Here is a 14,421-nt window from a genome sequence, read left to right on the forward strand (position 1 = left end):
CCGGAAGGTTGCCGTCAGGTAATCGTCCGGGTGTGCCGGGTGCGTTACTCAATCGACGACATTTTTTGGAAAGAGGTAGTCAGTCATGCAAACGTGGATCACTCGCCGCAACGCGGCCGTGCGTCGTCAGCGCGGTTTCACGCTGATCGAGATCATGGTGGTGGTCGCGATCCTCGGGATCCTGGCGGCGCTGATCGTGCCGAAGATCATGAGCCGCCCGGACGAGGCACGCCGCATCGCCGCGAAGCAGGACATCGGCACGATCATGCAGGCGCTCAAGCTGTACCGTCTCGACAACGGCCGTTATCCGACCCAGGAACAGGGCCTGAACGCGCTGATCCAGAAGCCGTCCACCGATCCGATCCCGAACAACTGGAAGGACGGCGGCTATCTCGAGCGCCTGCCGAACGATCCGTGGGGTAACGGGTACAAGTACCTGAATCCGGGCGTACATGGCGAGATCGACGTGTTCAGCTACGGTGCCGACGGCAAGGAAGGCGGCGAGAGCAACGACTCCGACATCGGTTCGTGGCAATAAGCCGGCGCTGATCGTTCCGACGCTTCGTTCCCGCTCTTCATGCTCGCCATTCGCACGACTTCCCGCTGCGGCCGCGATTGCCGTGCGCATCGCGGCACGGCGCCGTCCGTATCGGCGCGCGCCGATGGCGGGCCGATGAAGCACGGAGTGCGGCGCGCGCGCTCGCTCGCTCGCGGCTTCACGCTGCTAGAAATGCTGGTCGTGCTCGTGATCGCGGGGCTGCTCGTGTCGCTCGCGTCGCTGTCGCTGACGCGCAATCCGCGCACCGACCTGCGCGAGGAAGCGCAGCGCATCGCGCTGCTGTTCGAGACGGCCGGTGACGAGGCGCAAGTGCGCGCGCGCCCGATCGCGTGGCAACCGACCGCGCACGGCTTCCGTTTCGACGTGAGCTCGCCCGACGGCTGGCGCACGCTGCGCGACGACCTGCTGCGCCCGCGCGACTGGGATGGCGGTGTCACGGGCGCCGACATCGACTACCCGGGTTCCGACACGCGCGCGAATCGCGTCGTGTTCGGCACCGAGAGCGTCGACACGCCGGTGCGCGTGACGCTGCATTCGGCCGTCGGCAGCGCGACGATCGTCGGCACCGGCAACGGCCGCTACGAGGTGCAATGACGATGCGTCGTCGCCTGCCCTTCCCCGTTTCTTCGTCGCGCGGCTTCACGATGATCGAGGTGCTGGTCGCGCTCGCGATCATCGCGGTCGCGCTCGCCGCGTCGATCCGCGCGGTCGGCACGATGGCGACCAATGCATCCGATCTCCATCGCCGGCTGCTGGCCGGCTGGAGCGCCGACAACGCGCTCGCGCAGTTGCGGCTCACGCACGCGTGGCCGCAGATCGGCGACCAGAGTTTCGACTGTTCGCAAGGCAACGTGCAGCTCGTCTGCACGCAGAGCGTGAGCGCCACGCCGAACCCCGTGTTCCGGCGCGTCCGGGTTTCGGTGAGCATGCCCGGGCGCGCCGGCGTGCTCGCGCAGATGGTGACGGTGGTCGCGAATGAAACCAGCCGTCCGCTCTGACGCGCCGATGCGACGCCCGCCCGCGCGCCCCGCCCGGGGCTTCACGCTGATCGAGCTGATGATCGCGATCGCGATCCTCGCGGTGGTCGCCATCCTCGCGTGGCGCGGGCTCGACCAGGTCATGCGCGGCCGCGACAAGGTGGCGTCCGCGATGGAAGACGAGCGCGTCTTCGCGCAGATGTTCGACCAGATGCGCATCGACGCGCGGCTTGCCGCGACCGACGACGAGGCCGGCCAGCCGGCGATCGGCGTCGCCGGCAACACGCTGCAGATCGTTCGCGAATTCGACGTGCCGGGCGCCGCGCCGCGGCTGCAGGTGGTCCGCTACCGGATCGCCGGCGGGCGCGTCGTGCGCTACGCGTCGCCGCCGCTCGACGATGCGAACCGGCTGCAAGGCGTGCTGAAGGACAGCAGCGTCGAAGGCTGGAGCTGGGTCGCGCTGATGGGCGGCGTCGGCGCGATCGACGCGAAGCTGTACGTGCCGCGCGTGGGCTGGACCACCAACCTGCAGACGGCCGACGACGCGCTCGCGCAGAACAACGATGCGCTCAAGGTGCCGCAGATCGGCAACGCGCCGCCGCCGCGCGCGGTGACGGGGCTGCAGGTCAGCATCGGTGCGACGTCGCTGCGCGTGCCGGTCACGCGCGTGTTCCTCGTCGGGGAATGACGATGCGCGCGCGCTCTCACCGTCCGCTCACCATCAACCGCGCCGCCGCGCGCGCGCATGCACGCGGCCGCCAGCACGGCGCCGCGATCATCACCGCGCTGCTCGTCGTCGCGCTGTCGGCGATCCTCGTCTCGGGGATGCTGTGGCGCCAGCAGGTGCAGATCCGCCGCATCGAGAACCAGCGCGTGATCGCGCAGGCGCAGTGGGTCGCGCGCGGCGCGCTCGACTGGACGCGGATGATCCTGCGCTCCGAAGGCGATACGGCGCCCGGCATCACGTATCTCGGCGGGATCTGGGGCGTGCCGATCGCGAAGACGAAGCTGTCGGACTTCCTCGGCCGGATCGGCGCGCCCAACGACAACGGCGGCGAAGACACCTATATCTCCGGCTCGATCGAGGACGCGCAGGCGAAGTTCAACCTGCGCAACCTCGTGTCGTCGCCGGCGCCCGGCGTGCTGCAGTTGAACGTCACGCAGCTGCAGGCGTTCCAGCGCCTGCTGACGACGCTCGGCTACGACGGCGCGTTCGCGAAACGCGTCGCGCTGCAGGTGCGCGCGGGCCTGCTGCATTCGGCGACACGCTTCCAGATGCCGACGCTGCCCGGCGGCGCCGGCACGGCGCCGGCCACTGCGCCGGTGACCAGCGACCAGCAGACCGGCGGCTTCACCGACGATCCCGGCATGTCCGGCGGCGACCGCGGGCCCGCGCCGCTGATGATGACGAGCGTCGACAGCCTGCTCGACGTCGACGGCGTGACGCCCGAGATGGTCGCGCGGCTGCGCCCGTTCGTCACCGTGCTGCCGACCACGACGCCCGTGAACATGAACACCGCGCCGGCCGAGGTGATCGCGGCGCTCATGCCGGGGATGAGCGTGTCGTCCGCGCAGGCGCTGGTGTCGCGCCGCGAGACCGTGTTTTTCCGCAACGTCGGCGACGTGCAGCTCGCGCTGCGCGGCGCCGGCGCGCCGAACGTGACGCTCGACTCGAGCCTCGTCGACGTCAATTCGAGCTATTTCATCGTGCATGGCCGGATCCAGCACGAACGTGCGGAGGTCGACCGCACGTCGCTCGTGTATCGTGATCCGACCACGCACTCGACGCGGGTCGTGCGTATCCGCGACCAGCTATAACGACGCCATTCGGGAGAGGAGCTCTTGTGAGCACGTTGATTGTTTCTTTGCCGCCGCGCGAGCCTGCCGTGCCGTTGCAGGAATGGCAGTGGCCCGAGCTGCCGTTCACGCTCGTCGACAAGGCCGGCCAGGTGCAGCGCGCGGGCCGCGCCGCGCTCGCGCTGCTGCCGCGCGCGAATGCGACGGTGCTGATCGTCGCCGCGCGCGACGTGCTGCTGCTGGCCGCGAAGGTGCCGCCGCTCAAGGGGCCGAAGCTGCGCCAGGCGCTGCCCAACATCGTCGAGGATCAGCTGATCCAGGATCCGCTCGGCTGCCACATCGCGCTCGATCCGGCCGCGCTGCCCGACGGGCGCCGCGTGCTGGCCGTGGTCGATCGCGCGTGGTTCCGCACGATCTGCGACGCGTTCGCGGCGGCCGGCCACCGGCACCTGAGCGCGGTGCCCGCGACCCGCTGCCTGCCGGCGCCGCGCACGTCGGCCGAAACGGCTTCGGCCGCGCCGGTCGACGGTGAAGCGGCCGTCGCGGCCGATGCCGCGCTTGTCGCGGACGCCGTCGAGCCGCCCGCCCGCCCGGCGACGGTCGCCGCCGTGCTCGGGCTCGCGACGGCGGTCGAACCGGCGCTCGTCGAAGCCGGCGCGCTGCCGGCCGTGGCCGGTGCGCCGCGCCTCGAACTTGCGGTTGCGCGCGGTGCGCTCGGCGAAGGCTTCGCTGCGCCCGCGTCGCGCGCGGCCGGCACGCTGGCCGCGCTCGCGGGCGGCGGCGACGTCGAACTGTACGAACTCGGCGAGCCGGGCGCGGAGCCGCGGCTCGCGTCGGTCGGCCGCACCGACGGCCCGCTGCTGCCGGGCGCCGCGCCGCTGTCGTTCGACACGTTCGCGCGGCGTGCGCTAACCGAGCGTTTCGATCTGTGCCAGTTCGAATTCGAGTCGCAGCCGTGGCGCTTCGACCGTGCGACGGTGAAGCGCCTGCGCGTGCCGATCGCACTCGTCGCGGCGACGCTCGGCGTCGCGGTGGTCGGGATGAACCTGCACTGGTGGAAGCTGTCGCGCGAGCGCGATGCGCTGTCCGCGCAGATCACCGAAACGCTGCTGTCCGCATTCCCGAAGACGACGACGGTGCTTGATCCGCCCGCGCAGATGCAGCGCCAGCTCGATCAGTTGCGCCTGGCGGCCGGCGAGCTGTCGCCGAACGATTTCCTCGCGCTGGCGAGCGGGTTGACGCGCTCGATGGGCGCGCTGCCGCTGAACGGCATCGCGTCGCTCGACTATCACGACCGGCGGCTCGACGTCGGCTTCAAGCCGGAGGTCAAGGTCGATCCCGATTTCACGCAGCGCCTCGCGCGCAACGGACTGTCCGGCGAAGTCGACAGCAACACGGGCAAATGGACGATCCGGAGCCGCTCATGAAGACGGAACAACTGAACCAGACGCTGACCCAGTTCTGGGGCGAGCGCTCGCCGCGCGAGAAGATGCTGCTCGGCTGGGGCGGCGCCGTGCTGGCGGTCGCGATCGCGTATTCGGTGCTGTGGTCGCCCGCGCAGGAAGGCCGCGCACGGATCCAGCGCGAGCTGCCGACGATGCGCCGCGAACTCGCGCAGATGACCGCGCAGGCGAACGAGGCGAAGTCGCTGACGGCCGCCGCGCAGGGCGTCGCGCCGACCGGCCTGGCGCTGAAGGACGCGCTGACCGCGTCGCTGTCCGATCACGGGCTGCAGGGTGCGCAGGTGCAGATCGTCGGCAATGGCGTGCAGATCCAGATGAAGAACGTGTCGTTCCCGGCGTGGACGCAGTGGCTCGACGATGCGCGCCGGCAGTTCAAGGTGCAGGTCGGCGAGGCGCACGCGACCGCGCTGAAGGACGACGGCCAGGTCGACCTGACGGCCGTGATGCAACCGTCGACGCAGAAATGACGCAGTGGATGACGCAAGTGGCGGTCGGCCGATGAGGCCATGGACGAAGCGGCTCGCCGCCGCATTGCCGTGGGTACTGGCGGGCGGACTGGCGACGGCGGTGACGCTCGTCGCGCTCGCGCCGGCCGCATGGATCGCGCCGCAGTTTGCGCGTGCGACCGGCGCTCACGTGAATCTCGTCGATCCGGACGGGTCGCTGTGGCACGGCTCGGGCACGCTGATGCTCGCGCCGGGCGCCGACCAGAGCGCGGCGACGCTGCTGCCGGGCCGGGTCGAATGGACCACGGGCTTCTGGCCGCTGCTGACCGGGCGCGTGCAGATGCGCATGCGCCAGACCGAGGCGATGCCCGATGCCGTCACGCTCGATGCGACGTGGCGCGGCGCGGTGCTGTCGGCGGGCACGATGGCCGTGCCCGCGTCGCTGCTCGCGGGGCTCGGCACGCCGTTCAACACGCTCGACCTGCAGGGCGACGTGCGGCTCGGCTGGACCGACTGGCGCCTGTTCGGCAACAACGCGTTCGGCCAGTTGACGGTGACGATCGACTCGATGAGTTCGCGCGTGTCGCGCGTGAAGCCGCTCGGTTCGTACCGCGCGGTGCTGCAGGCGAAGGGGGCGGGCGCCGATCTCGACCTGTCGACGACGCAGGGCCCGCTGTTCCTCGACGGACACGGCAGCTTCGGCCCAGGCCAGGGATCGTTCCGCGGCACCGCGCATGCGGCGCCCGAGCAGCAGGCGAACCTCGCGGGGCTGCTGAACCTGCTCGGTCACCCGATCGGGAACAACGAGGTGTCGCTGATCTTCGGCGACGCGATGCGCTGACGCGCGCGTCGCCCTCTTCTCTTCCTACTTCTGCGCGAGCGGCGCGGCGGCCGACGATGCGGTCGCCGCGGGCGCGGCCGCACCGGACGCCGGCACGGGCGCCGGCGCAGCGATGTCGCCCGTTTCGCGCGTCATGTCCGACGCATCCCAGCCGCCGCCGAGCGCCTTCACGAGCCCGACCGACGACACCATCCGCTGCCCGGCGATCGTCGCGAGCTTCTGCTGCGCGGTGAACGCGGTGGTCTGCGCGGTCAGCACGTTCAGGTAGGCGACCGTGCCGGCCTTGTACTGGTTCGTGACGATCGCGAGCGCGTGCTCGGCGCTGTCGACGGCCTGCCGCTGCACGTCGATTTCCTGCGCGAGGATGCGCTGCGACGCGAGGTTGTCCTCGACGTCCTGGAATGCGGTGAGCACCGCGAGGCGATACGCGGCGACGTCCTGGTCGTAGGTCGCGCGCGCGGCGTCGGTCTGCGCGGCGCGCAGCCCCGCGTCGAACAGCGTGGCCGCGAGTTGCGGGCCGACCGTCCAGAAACGCGCCGGCAGCGTGAACAGCTGCGACCACACCGAACTCTGGAAGCCGCCGGTGGCCGACAGCGTGAGCGTCGGGAAGAATGCGGAAATCGCGACGCCGATCTGTTCGTTTGCGGCGGCTGCGCGGCGCTCGGCGGCCGCGATGTCGGGCCGGCGCTCGAGCAGCGCGGACGGCACGTCGACCGGCGTGATCGGCGGCTCGGCCGCGAGCGGGTTCGGCGGCAGCGAGAAGGTCGATGCCGGTTCGCCGATCAGCGTCGCGATCGCATGCTCGTACTGCGCGCGTGCGACGCCGTTGTCGATCGACGCCGCCCGCGCACTCTGCAGTTGCGTCTGCGCCTGGATCACGTCCGCGCGCGCGGCGACGCCCTGCGCATATTGGTTCTGCGTGAGTTTCAACGACTGTTCGTACGACTTCACGGTGTCGTCGAGCAGCTTTTGCAGTGCATCGGACGTGCGCAGCTGGAAATAGGTTTGCGCGAGCAGCGCCTGCTGCGACAGCCGCGCGTTCGCGAGATCGGCCGCGGCAGCCGCTTCGCCGGCGCGCTGCGCGCTGACGGTGCGGCTTACCTTGCCCCACAGGTCGGGCTCCCAGCTCGCGTCGAGGCCGACGCTGTAGCTGTTGCCGATCGATCCGGACGAGCCGCTGCCGAAACTCGACGACGAGCCCGACGACAGCGACGTGCGCGGCGTACGGGCGCGCGAGCCCGACGCGGTCAGCCCGACGGTCGGGAAATACGCGGCGCGCGCCTCGGTGACGAGCGCGCGCGCCTGCCGGTATGCAGCCGCCGATTGCGCGATGGTCTGGTTCGACGCATTGAGCTTGCCGATCAGCGCATCGAGCTGCGGATCGTTGTAGACCGTCCACCACGGGCCGCGGTCGGCGCGATCGGCGGGCTGCGCGACCTTCCAGCCGGCAGGCGCTTCCTTGAATGCGGCGGGAATCGACGTGTCGGGCCGGTGATAGTCGGGCCCGACGGCGCAGCCGGCGAGCAGCACGGCCGTCGCAACGGCGACGGCGGCGCTCAGCGGGCGAAGGGCGCGCGGGAGGGAGGCGTACGGCATCGTGGTTTTCCTGTCTGGGCGCGACGGCCGGCGAGCGGCGTCGCGCGATGCGGTCGTCATGCCGCTGGCGGACAAATGGTAACTGACGGCGGGGAAGCCGCGCAGCCCTAAGGGTACGGTGCGCGGCGGCCGGAATGTGTTACCGGCGCGAGCGGCCGGGTTACCGGCCATTACGGATCGCTTGCGGCGAGACAGGCGCGCGACGGCGGCCGCGGCCGGCGATCAGTCGGAACAGGCAGGACAGTCGGGAAAGCGGGAGCGACGCGGCGTCAGTGGCAGCGCACGGGCACCGGGACGGGCTCGGCGGCGGGCCGCCATGACGACGGCTCCGTCGCGGCCGGCTGGCTCGTGCGGCGTGCGCCGCCCTTCGCGTTGCGCTGCCGGCGATGATCGAACCATGCGAACCCGAGCGCCGCGAGCGAGCCACCCGGCACCACCAGCATCGTCACGTACAGCGCGATCTTCCAGCCGCGGTGCGGCCCGGAAAACACATGATGAGCGGTATCGGTCAGGTTGCGGCGCAGCGCGCCGGCGGCATTTTTCAGGAACAGCATCGCGAACATCCTCGGGTGCCCGGCAGCGCGGGCGAAGCGGTCAGAACATAGTCTCCGGCAGTGCAACATGCACGTCGTAACTGGTTGCCTCAAATAATATTGACTAAGCAATCATTTTTCAAGATACTGGGCGCGTTTTAACCTGAAACGCACTGTTGCTGCGTGCGCAATCGCATGACCGGCGGCCTCTACGATCCCGAGAACATCGCGCTGGAAACGAGCCTCGGCTATTACCTGTCGAAGGCGAAGCAGGCGCTCGTCGAGCGGATGGACCGCGCGCTCGAGCCGCTCGACCTCACCGCGCAGCAGATCGGCGTGATCCTGCTGCTGTCGCGCGGCTATGCGCGCACGCCATTCGAGCTGTCCCGCAAGATGTCGTACGACAGCGGTTCGATGACGCGCATGCTCGACCGGCTCGAACGCAAGGGGCTGGTCGCGCGTTCGCGCAGCGAGCAGGACCGCCGGATGATCGAGCTGACGCTGACCGAACGTGGCGCCGATGCGGCCCGCGCGCTGCCGTCGCTGATCGCGACCGCGCTCAACGCGCAGCTCGACGGTTTCTCGGCCGACGAACTCGCGACGCTCACCGGCCTGTTGCAGCGCTTCATCGCCAACGGGCCCGGCACGACCGGTTGCCCGAAGCCCGACGAACCGGACTGCTGATGCGCGCGGAGGCCCCATGTCTAGGTTAAGCATTCGTTTATTTCTCTGTCTGGGCAGAAGATGACAAGGCACGCGCTGCGTTTCTTTCCTGATCCGTTCCACCCGGCCGGGCCGCGCCGCGTCGCGCACCCGTGCGTTGTGCCGGCGCGTCGCGCGCGCCGCGTCTAGGAGATTCCGATGTCCGCCACCACGGCATCCGCCGCCTCCCCCGCCGCCGAACCCGCGCCGCTGACCGGCGGCGCGCTCGCGCTGCTCACCGTCGGGCTCGCGCTCGGCACCTTCATGGAAGTGCTCGACACGTCGATCGCGAACGTCGCGGTGCCGACCATCTCGGGCAGCCTCGGCGTCGCGACGAGCGAAGGCACGTGGGTGATCTCTTCGTACTCGGTCGCATCCGCGATCGCGGTGCCGCTCACCGGCTGGCTCGCGCGGCGGGTCGGCGAGGTGCGGCTGTTCACGCTGTCGGTGCTCGCGTTCACGGTCGCGTCGGCGCTGTGCGGCCTTGCGACCAACTTCGAGACGCTGATCGCATTCCGGCTGCTGCAGGGCCTCGTGTCGGGGCCGATGGTGCCGCTGTCGCAGACGATCCTGATGCGCAGCTACCCGCCCGCGAAGCGCGGGCTCGCGCTCGGGCTATGGGCGATGACGGTGATCGTAGCGCCGATCTTCGGCCCGCTGCTGGGCGGCTGGATCAGCGACAACTACACGTGGCCGTGGATCTTCTACATCAACCTGCCGATCGGCGTGTTCTCGGCGACCTGCGCGTACTTCCTGCTGCGCGGCCGCGAGACGAAGACGTCGAAGCAGCGGATCGACGCGGTCGGCCTCGCGCTGCTCGTGATCGGCGTGTCGTGCCTGCAGATGATGCTCGACCTCGGCAAGGACCGCGACTGGTTCAACTCGTCGTTCATCGTCGCGCTCGCGCTGATCGCGGTCGTGTCGCTCGCGTTCATGCTCGTGTGGGAGGCGACCGAGAAGGAGCCGGTGGTCGACCTGTCGCTGTTCAAGGACCGCAACTTCGCGCTTGGCGCGCTGATCATCTCGTTCGGTTTCATGGCGTTCTTCGGCTCGGTCGTGATCTTCCCGCTGTGGCTGCAGACGGTGATGGGCTACACGGCCGGCAAGGCCGGCCTCGCGACCGCGCCGGTCGGGCTGCTCGCGCTGGTGCTGTCGCCGCTGATCGGCCGCAACATGCACCGGCTCGACCTGCGGATGGTCGCGAGTTTCGCGTTCATCGTGTTCGCGGGCGTGTCGCTGTGGAACGCGACGTTTACGCTCGACGTGCCGTTCAACCACGTGATCCTGCCGCGGCTCGTGCAGGGGATCGGCGTCGCGTGCTTCTTCGTGCCGATGACGACCATTACGCTGTCGAGCATTTCCGACGAGCGGCTCGCGAGCGCGTCGGGGCTGTCGAACTTCCTGCGCACGCTGTCGGGCGCGATCGGCACCGCGGCCAGCTCGACGTTCTGGGAGAACGACGCGATCTACCACCATGCGCGGCTGTCGGAATCGGTGAGCGTCTACGCGCAGAACACGACCGACTACCAGGGCGCGCTCGCGCAGTTCGGCATCGTCGGGCAGACGGCCAATGCGCAGCTCAACCAGCTCGTCACGCAGCAGGGCTTCATGATGGCGACCAACGACTTCTTCCACCTGTCGGCGGTGATGTTCATCGCGCTCGCGGCGCTCGTGTGGATCACGAAGCCGAGGAAGGGCGCGGGGCCGGCGATGGGGCATTGATGGCGACATGGCGCAGCGGCGTGTGTCCTAGATCTTCCTGCTGATTGCGCAGATCCCACTGCTCAATTAAACTAAGCCCAAGTTGTTGTTAAACTTAGTTTAATTGGGGATGCCATGCAGACCTACAACATGCACGACGCGAAGACGAATCTCTCGCGCCTGATCGACGAAGCCGTCCATGCCGGTGAACCGTTCGTGATCGCAAAAGCCGGCAAGCCGCTTGTCAAGGTGGTGCCGATCGATACGCGGGAACCGGCTCCGCCGAGCCGGATCGGTTTCATGAAGGGACAGATTCGCGTCCCGGACGATTTCGACTCGATGGGCGGGGACGACATCCGGAAACTGTTCGAGGGCGACGCGTGAAGCTGTTGCTCGATACCCATTTGATCCTCTGGGCCGCCGCCGACGCGGCGGAACTGCCGGGCCGCGCCCGTGCGCTCATCGAGGATTCCGCCTATACCCTGCTCTTCAGCGTGGCGAGTCTTTGGGAGATCGTCATCAAGCGTGGGCTGGACCGTGACGATTTCCAAGTCGAGCCGCATGTACTTCGCCGCAGTTTGCTCGACGCCGGCTATGTGGAACTGCCGATCACGAGCGCACACGTCCTCGCCGTCGAGCAACTACCGCCGGTGCATCGCGACCCGTTCGATCGCCTGCTGATCGCGCAGGCGATCTCCGAGGGCGTTACCCTGCTTACGCACGATCACACCGTTGCCCGGTATCCGGGCCCCGTCCAGCACGTCTGATCGTCCCCGCGTTCGGCCGTCACTCCCTCGCCCGCAACCCGCCGAACGCGAGATCGTCGACGGGCGCGACGGGCAGCGTCGCCCGTGCCACTTCCAGCCACGCGCGCGCCGCGTGCGACAGATACCCCTTCTTCAGCCAGCCGAGCGCGATCGCCCACGTGATTTCCGGCTCGACGATCGGCCGGCACGTGAATTGCCCCGCGTCGAGCCGCCGGCAGTACGGCTCGGGCAGCAGCGCGATGCCGACGCCCGCATGTACGAGCGCGGCCATGAAATCCCAATGGCCGCTGCGGCTCACGATCGACGGCGTGAAGCCGACCTTCCGGCACGCATCAAGCACCGCGTCGTGCAGCGCGAGGCTTTCCGCATAGAACACGAACGACTCGCGCGCGAGATCCGCGAGCGGCACGGCCGCGTGATCCTCCCAGCGCGACTCGCGCGGCGCGACGAGCCACAGCGGCGCGCGTACCATCGGCAGCACGTCGAACGTGGCGGGATCGACCGGCTCGAGCAGCCCGCCCAGCTCCAGCTCGCCCGACATCAGCGCCGCCTCGATCATCCGCGCGCCCTGCTCGAACAGCTTCAGCTCGATGTTCGGATAGCGCTGCTTGTACGCGGCGATGATCGGCGTAAACAGCGAGCCGCCGAGCGGCGGAATGCCGATCGTCAGCTCGCCGCGCCCGAGCGTGCCGAGATCGTTCAGCTCCGACTGCAGCTGCGCCTGCGCGGCGAGCACGTCCTGGCCGCGCTGGAACACGATCCGCCCCGCGTCGGTCAGCACCATCTGCCGGCCGTCGCGCAACAACAGCGGCGAACCGATCTCGTCCTCCAGCGCCTTCACCATCTTGCTGATGGTCGGCTGGGTCACGAACAGCTTGTCGGCCGCCGCGGTGAAGCTCTGCTGGCGGACCACCTCGACGAAGTACCGCAGCGCGCGCAATTCCATCGACGTCTCCCCAAATTGGTGCGGCAACCCAAAGTGAATTCCGAATTGGAATGACAAGGATAGAGACAAGTCATTTTATTTATGGTTAGGGGAAACCCTATACTCGCACCATCAACGGAATTTCTGTAGGGAGCCCGCCATGACCAAGCCGACCGCCGCACTCGCCGCCCGCCCTGCCGCCTCCGGCAGCATGACGCGTACCGGCCGGATCGCGCTGCAGGCCGCCGCGCTCGGCGCGCTGTGGCTGGCGGTCGACTGGGCCGTGCGCACTGTCGGGCTGCCGATCCCGTCCGGCGTGATCGGCCTCGCGGTGCTCCTCGTGCTGCTGTTCTCGGGCCGCGTCGCACCCGCGTGGGTGAAGGACGGCGCGAACTGGCTGCTGTCCGACATGCTGCTGTTCTTCGTGCCGGCCGCCGTCGCGGCCGTCCAGTACGGCGGGCTGTTCCGCGAGGACGGCTGGCGCATCGCGCTGGTGATGCTCGCGGGCACTGCGTTCGTGATGGTCGCGGTGGCCGTCGCGGTCGACCTCGCCGCGAAGCTCGAACGCCGGCTCGCCGCGCAGCGCGTGTTCGCCGAACGCCGCCGTGCGCGCCTGAGCGCCGTGTCCGCCCACTGAGCCGGAGCCGCGCATGCCTGCCTTGCTGTCGAACCTGTCCGCCGACCACGTGAATACCGCGATCTCGTTCGGCTGTTTCGTGCTGACGGTCGTGCTGTATTTCGTGTCGAAGCGGCTCTATGCGTACAAGAAGACGCTGCTGTTCTCGCCGCTCGTGTTCGTGCCGGGCGTGCTGGTGCTGCTCGTCCTGCTGACCGGCATCCCGTATTCGGTCTACTTCCGCGACACGCGCTGGCTGATGTGGCTGCTCGGCCCGGCGACGATCGCGTTCGCGGTGCCGATCTACGAGTATCGCGACCTGATCCGCCGGCACTGGCTGTCGCTGTCGGTCGGCGTCGCGGTCGGGATCGGCGCGGGCGTGTGCGGGTCGCTGCTGCTCGCGAAGCTGCTGCACCTGTCGCCCGAACTGCAGCGCTCGCTGATGACGCGCTCGGTGTCGACGCCGTTCGCGCTCGCCGTGTCGGACAAGATCCACGCGCCGAAGGACCTCACGGCCCTGTTCGTGATCGCGACCGGCATCTGCGGGATGCTGCTCGGCGAGATCGTGCTCGCGCTCGTGCCGATGCGCACGCGGCTCGCGCGCGGCGCGCTGTTCGGCGCGGCCGCCCACGGCGTGGGCACCGCGAAGGCGCGCGAGATCGGCAGCGAGGAAGGCGTCGTGTCGAGCCTGACGATGATGATCGCCGGCGTCGCGATGGTGCTGATCGCGCCGCTGCTGACGCTGCTGCCGATCTGACGGCCCGCGCCGGGCGGCCGACGCCCGCCGGGCATGCCGGGCCGCCCCGGCCGCGCCCGGAATGACCGCCCTCCGCGGTTGTCCCCATCCTGCAGCGAGCCGACGCCCGGCCGACAATCGGCTGAGATAGCCGCAAATCCCCCCTCTTTTCCGCCCATCGGGCTCGGCCCGGATGCCGAACAATGCATGCTACGAGACATCACGCACGCATTCACATGGCCTCCACGACCGCAAACCCGACCGCCGACAAGCCGGCTTCCTCCGGCAAGTTCAAGCGCATCGCGCTCATCGCCGTCATCGCGCTGGGCGCGGCCGCCGCCGCAGCCGGCGGCATGTACGTGTTCCTGAGCAAGGAAGGCGTCGGCCATGCGAGCGCGCCTGCCGAGCCGGCGCCGCTCGCCGCGCCGGTATTCTTCCCGCTCGACCCGCTGACCGTGAACCTGCAGTCGGACGACGGCGCGCAGCACTACCTGCGCGTCGGCCTGTCGCTGAAGCTCACCGACCCGAAGGCGCAGGAGCAACTGACCGCGCGGATGCCGGAGATCCGCAGCCGGATCCTGCTCGCGCTGTCGAACAAGCATCCCGAGGATCTCGCGACGCCGGACGGCAAACGTTCGCTCTCGAAGGAACTGCGGGAACTGATCGAGCAGCCGACGCAGCCGGGCAACCAGCGCGCGAAGGTCGACGACGTGTTGTTTACCGAATTCGTCGTCCAGTAACGCGGCCGCGAAAGGAGCGCGC

General features: G+C 69.2%; 18 protein-coding genes. 15 read left to right on the forward strand and 3 right to left on the reverse strand.

Annotated elements, in window-relative coordinates:
• Window positions 1-85: 85 nt before the first annotated feature.
• Genes gspG through AC3WLY_RS29995 form a run of 8 tightly spaced genes read left to right on the forward strand, consistent with a single transcriptional unit; the run spans window position 86 to window position 6,083 of the window.
• On the forward strand, window positions 86-538 hold the full coding sequence (gene gspG / locus AC3WLY_RS29960; protein WP_006751354.1) for a type II secretion system major pseudopilin GspG: 453 nt from the start codon (window positions 86-88) through the stop codon (window positions 536-538).
• Window positions 539-577: 39 nt separating this feature from the next.
• On the forward strand, window positions 578-1,153 hold the full coding sequence (locus tag AC3WLY_RS29965; protein ID WP_425131992.1) for a GspH/FimT family pseudopilin: 576 nt from the start codon (window positions 578-580) through the stop codon (window positions 1,151-1,153).
• 2 nt (window positions 1,154-1,155) lie between these two features.
• Window positions 1,156-1,557, forward strand: a complete 402-nt coding sequence (gspI, locus tag AC3WLY_RS29970; RefSeq protein WP_034183977.1) for a type II secretion system minor pseudopilin GspI — start codon at window positions 1,156-1,158, stop codon at window positions 1,555-1,557.
• A complete protein-coding gene (locus tag AC3WLY_RS29975) occupies window positions 1,535-2,224 on the forward strand; it encodes a PulJ/GspJ family protein (RefSeq protein ID WP_175962657.1) in 690 nt (229 codons plus the stop codon). Before gspI ends, AC3WLY_RS29975 begins: the two co-directional genes overlap by 23 nt.
• 2 nt (window positions 2,225-2,226) lie before the next feature.
• Complete coding sequence (gspK, locus tag AC3WLY_RS29980; RefSeq protein ID WP_492309646.1) at window positions 2,227-3,354, forward strand: type II secretion system minor pseudopilin GspK; 1,128 nt, start codon at window positions 2,227-2,229, stop codon at window positions 3,352-3,354.
• A gap of 26 nt (window positions 3,355-3,380) precedes the next feature.
• Window positions 3,381-4,760: a type II secretion system protein GspL gene (gspL, locus tag AC3WLY_RS29985; RefSeq protein WP_175962655.1), complete on the forward strand. Its 1,380-nt coding sequence runs from the start codon at window positions 3,381-3,383 to the stop codon at window positions 4,758-4,760.
• Window positions 4,757-5,263 carry a type II secretion system protein M gene (locus AC3WLY_RS29990; RefSeq protein WP_175962654.1) on the forward strand — a complete coding sequence of 169 codons (507 nt, stop codon included), beginning with the start codon at window positions 4,757-4,759 and terminating at the stop codon, window positions 5,261-5,263. Before gspL ends, AC3WLY_RS29990 begins: the two co-directional genes overlap by 4 nt.
• Before the next feature lie 31 nt (window positions 5,264-5,294).
• Window positions 5,295-6,083, forward strand: a complete 789-nt coding sequence (locus AC3WLY_RS29995; RefSeq protein WP_072442602.1) for a type II secretion system protein N — start codon at window positions 5,295-5,297, stop codon at window positions 6,081-6,083.
• 24 nt (window positions 6,084-6,107) lie between these two features.
• Here AC3WLY_RS29995 and AC3WLY_RS30000 read toward each other — a convergent pair whose 3' ends face one another.
• Both AC3WLY_RS30000 and AC3WLY_RS30005 read right to left on the reverse strand, forming a co-directional pair.
• Complete coding sequence (locus AC3WLY_RS30000) at window positions 6,108-7,679, reverse strand: efflux transporter outer membrane subunit (RefSeq protein ID WP_175962653.1); 1,572 nt, start codon at window positions 7,677-7,679, stop codon at window positions 6,108-6,110.
• A 269-nt stretch (window positions 7,680-7,948) separates the two neighbouring features.
• The gene (locus AC3WLY_RS30005; RefSeq protein WP_111017789.1) at window positions 7,949-8,233 is read right to left on the reverse strand and encodes a multidrug ABC transporter ATPase; all 285 of its coding nucleotides are present in this window, start codon (window positions 8,231-8,233) and stop codon (window positions 7,949-7,951) included.
• A gap of 174 nt (window positions 8,234-8,407) precedes the next feature.
• Between AC3WLY_RS30005 and AC3WLY_RS30010 the strand changes: the two genes are divergently transcribed.
• The 4 genes from AC3WLY_RS30010 to AC3WLY_RS30025 all read left to right on the forward strand — a co-directional run bounded on the left by AC3WLY_RS30010 (window position 8,408) and on the right by AC3WLY_RS30025 (window position 11,382).
• Complete coding sequence (locus AC3WLY_RS30010; protein ID WP_034183800.1) at window positions 8,408-8,896, forward strand: MarR family winged helix-turn-helix transcriptional regulator; 489 nt, start codon at window positions 8,408-8,410, stop codon at window positions 8,894-8,896.
• Window positions 8,897-9,073: 177 nt separating this feature from the next.
• On the forward strand, window positions 9,074-10,636 hold the full coding sequence (locus AC3WLY_RS30015) for a DHA2 family efflux MFS transporter permease subunit (RefSeq protein WP_175962651.1): 1,563 nt from the start codon (window positions 9,074-9,076) through the stop codon (window positions 10,634-10,636).
• Window positions 10,637-10,750: 114 nt separating this feature from the next.
• Window positions 10,751-10,999, forward strand: coding sequence for a type II toxin-antitoxin system Phd/YefM family antitoxin (locus AC3WLY_RS30020; RefSeq protein WP_060364783.1), 249 nt, complete (start codon window positions 10,751-10,753; stop codon window positions 10,997-10,999).
• Entirely contained in the window at window positions 10,996-11,382 is a 387-nt protein-coding gene (locus AC3WLY_RS30025; RefSeq protein WP_175962650.1) for a type II toxin-antitoxin system VapC family toxin, read from the forward strand. The genes AC3WLY_RS30020 and AC3WLY_RS30025 overlap by 4 nt, the downstream gene beginning before the upstream one ends.
• 19 nt (window positions 11,383-11,401) lie before the next feature.
• Here the strand turns inward: AC3WLY_RS30025 and AC3WLY_RS30030 are convergent, their stop codons facing one another.
• The gene (locus tag AC3WLY_RS30030) at window positions 11,402-12,328 is read right to left on the reverse strand and encodes a LysR family transcriptional regulator (protein ID WP_072442594.1); all 927 of its coding nucleotides are present in this window, start codon (window positions 12,326-12,328) and stop codon (window positions 11,402-11,404) included.
• A gap of 139 nt (window positions 12,329-12,467) precedes the next feature.
• Here AC3WLY_RS30030 and AC3WLY_RS30035 point away from each other — a divergent pair, with 139 nt between their 5' ends.
• The 3 genes from AC3WLY_RS30035 to fliL all read left to right on the forward strand — a co-directional run bounded on the left by AC3WLY_RS30035 (window position 12,468) and on the right by fliL (window position 14,399).
• Entirely contained in the window at window positions 12,468-12,944 is a 477-nt protein-coding gene (locus AC3WLY_RS30035; protein ID WP_072442592.1) for a CidA/LrgA family protein, read from the forward strand.
• 13 nt (window positions 12,945-12,957) lie between these two features.
• A complete protein-coding gene (locus AC3WLY_RS30040; RefSeq protein WP_175962648.1) occupies window positions 12,958-13,680 on the forward strand; it encodes an LrgB family protein in 723 nt (240 codons plus the stop codon).
• A gap of 182 nt (window positions 13,681-13,862) precedes the next feature.
• The gene (fliL, locus tag AC3WLY_RS30045) at window positions 13,863-14,399 is read left to right on the forward strand and encodes a flagellar basal body-associated protein FliL (protein ID WP_047899414.1); all 537 of its coding nucleotides are present in this window, start codon (window positions 13,863-13,865) and stop codon (window positions 14,397-14,399) included.
• The last annotated feature ends 22 nt before the right edge of the window (window positions 14,400-14,421 follow it).

The sequence above is a fragment of the Burkholderia sp. FW306-1C-G01B genome (assembly GCF_058781685.1).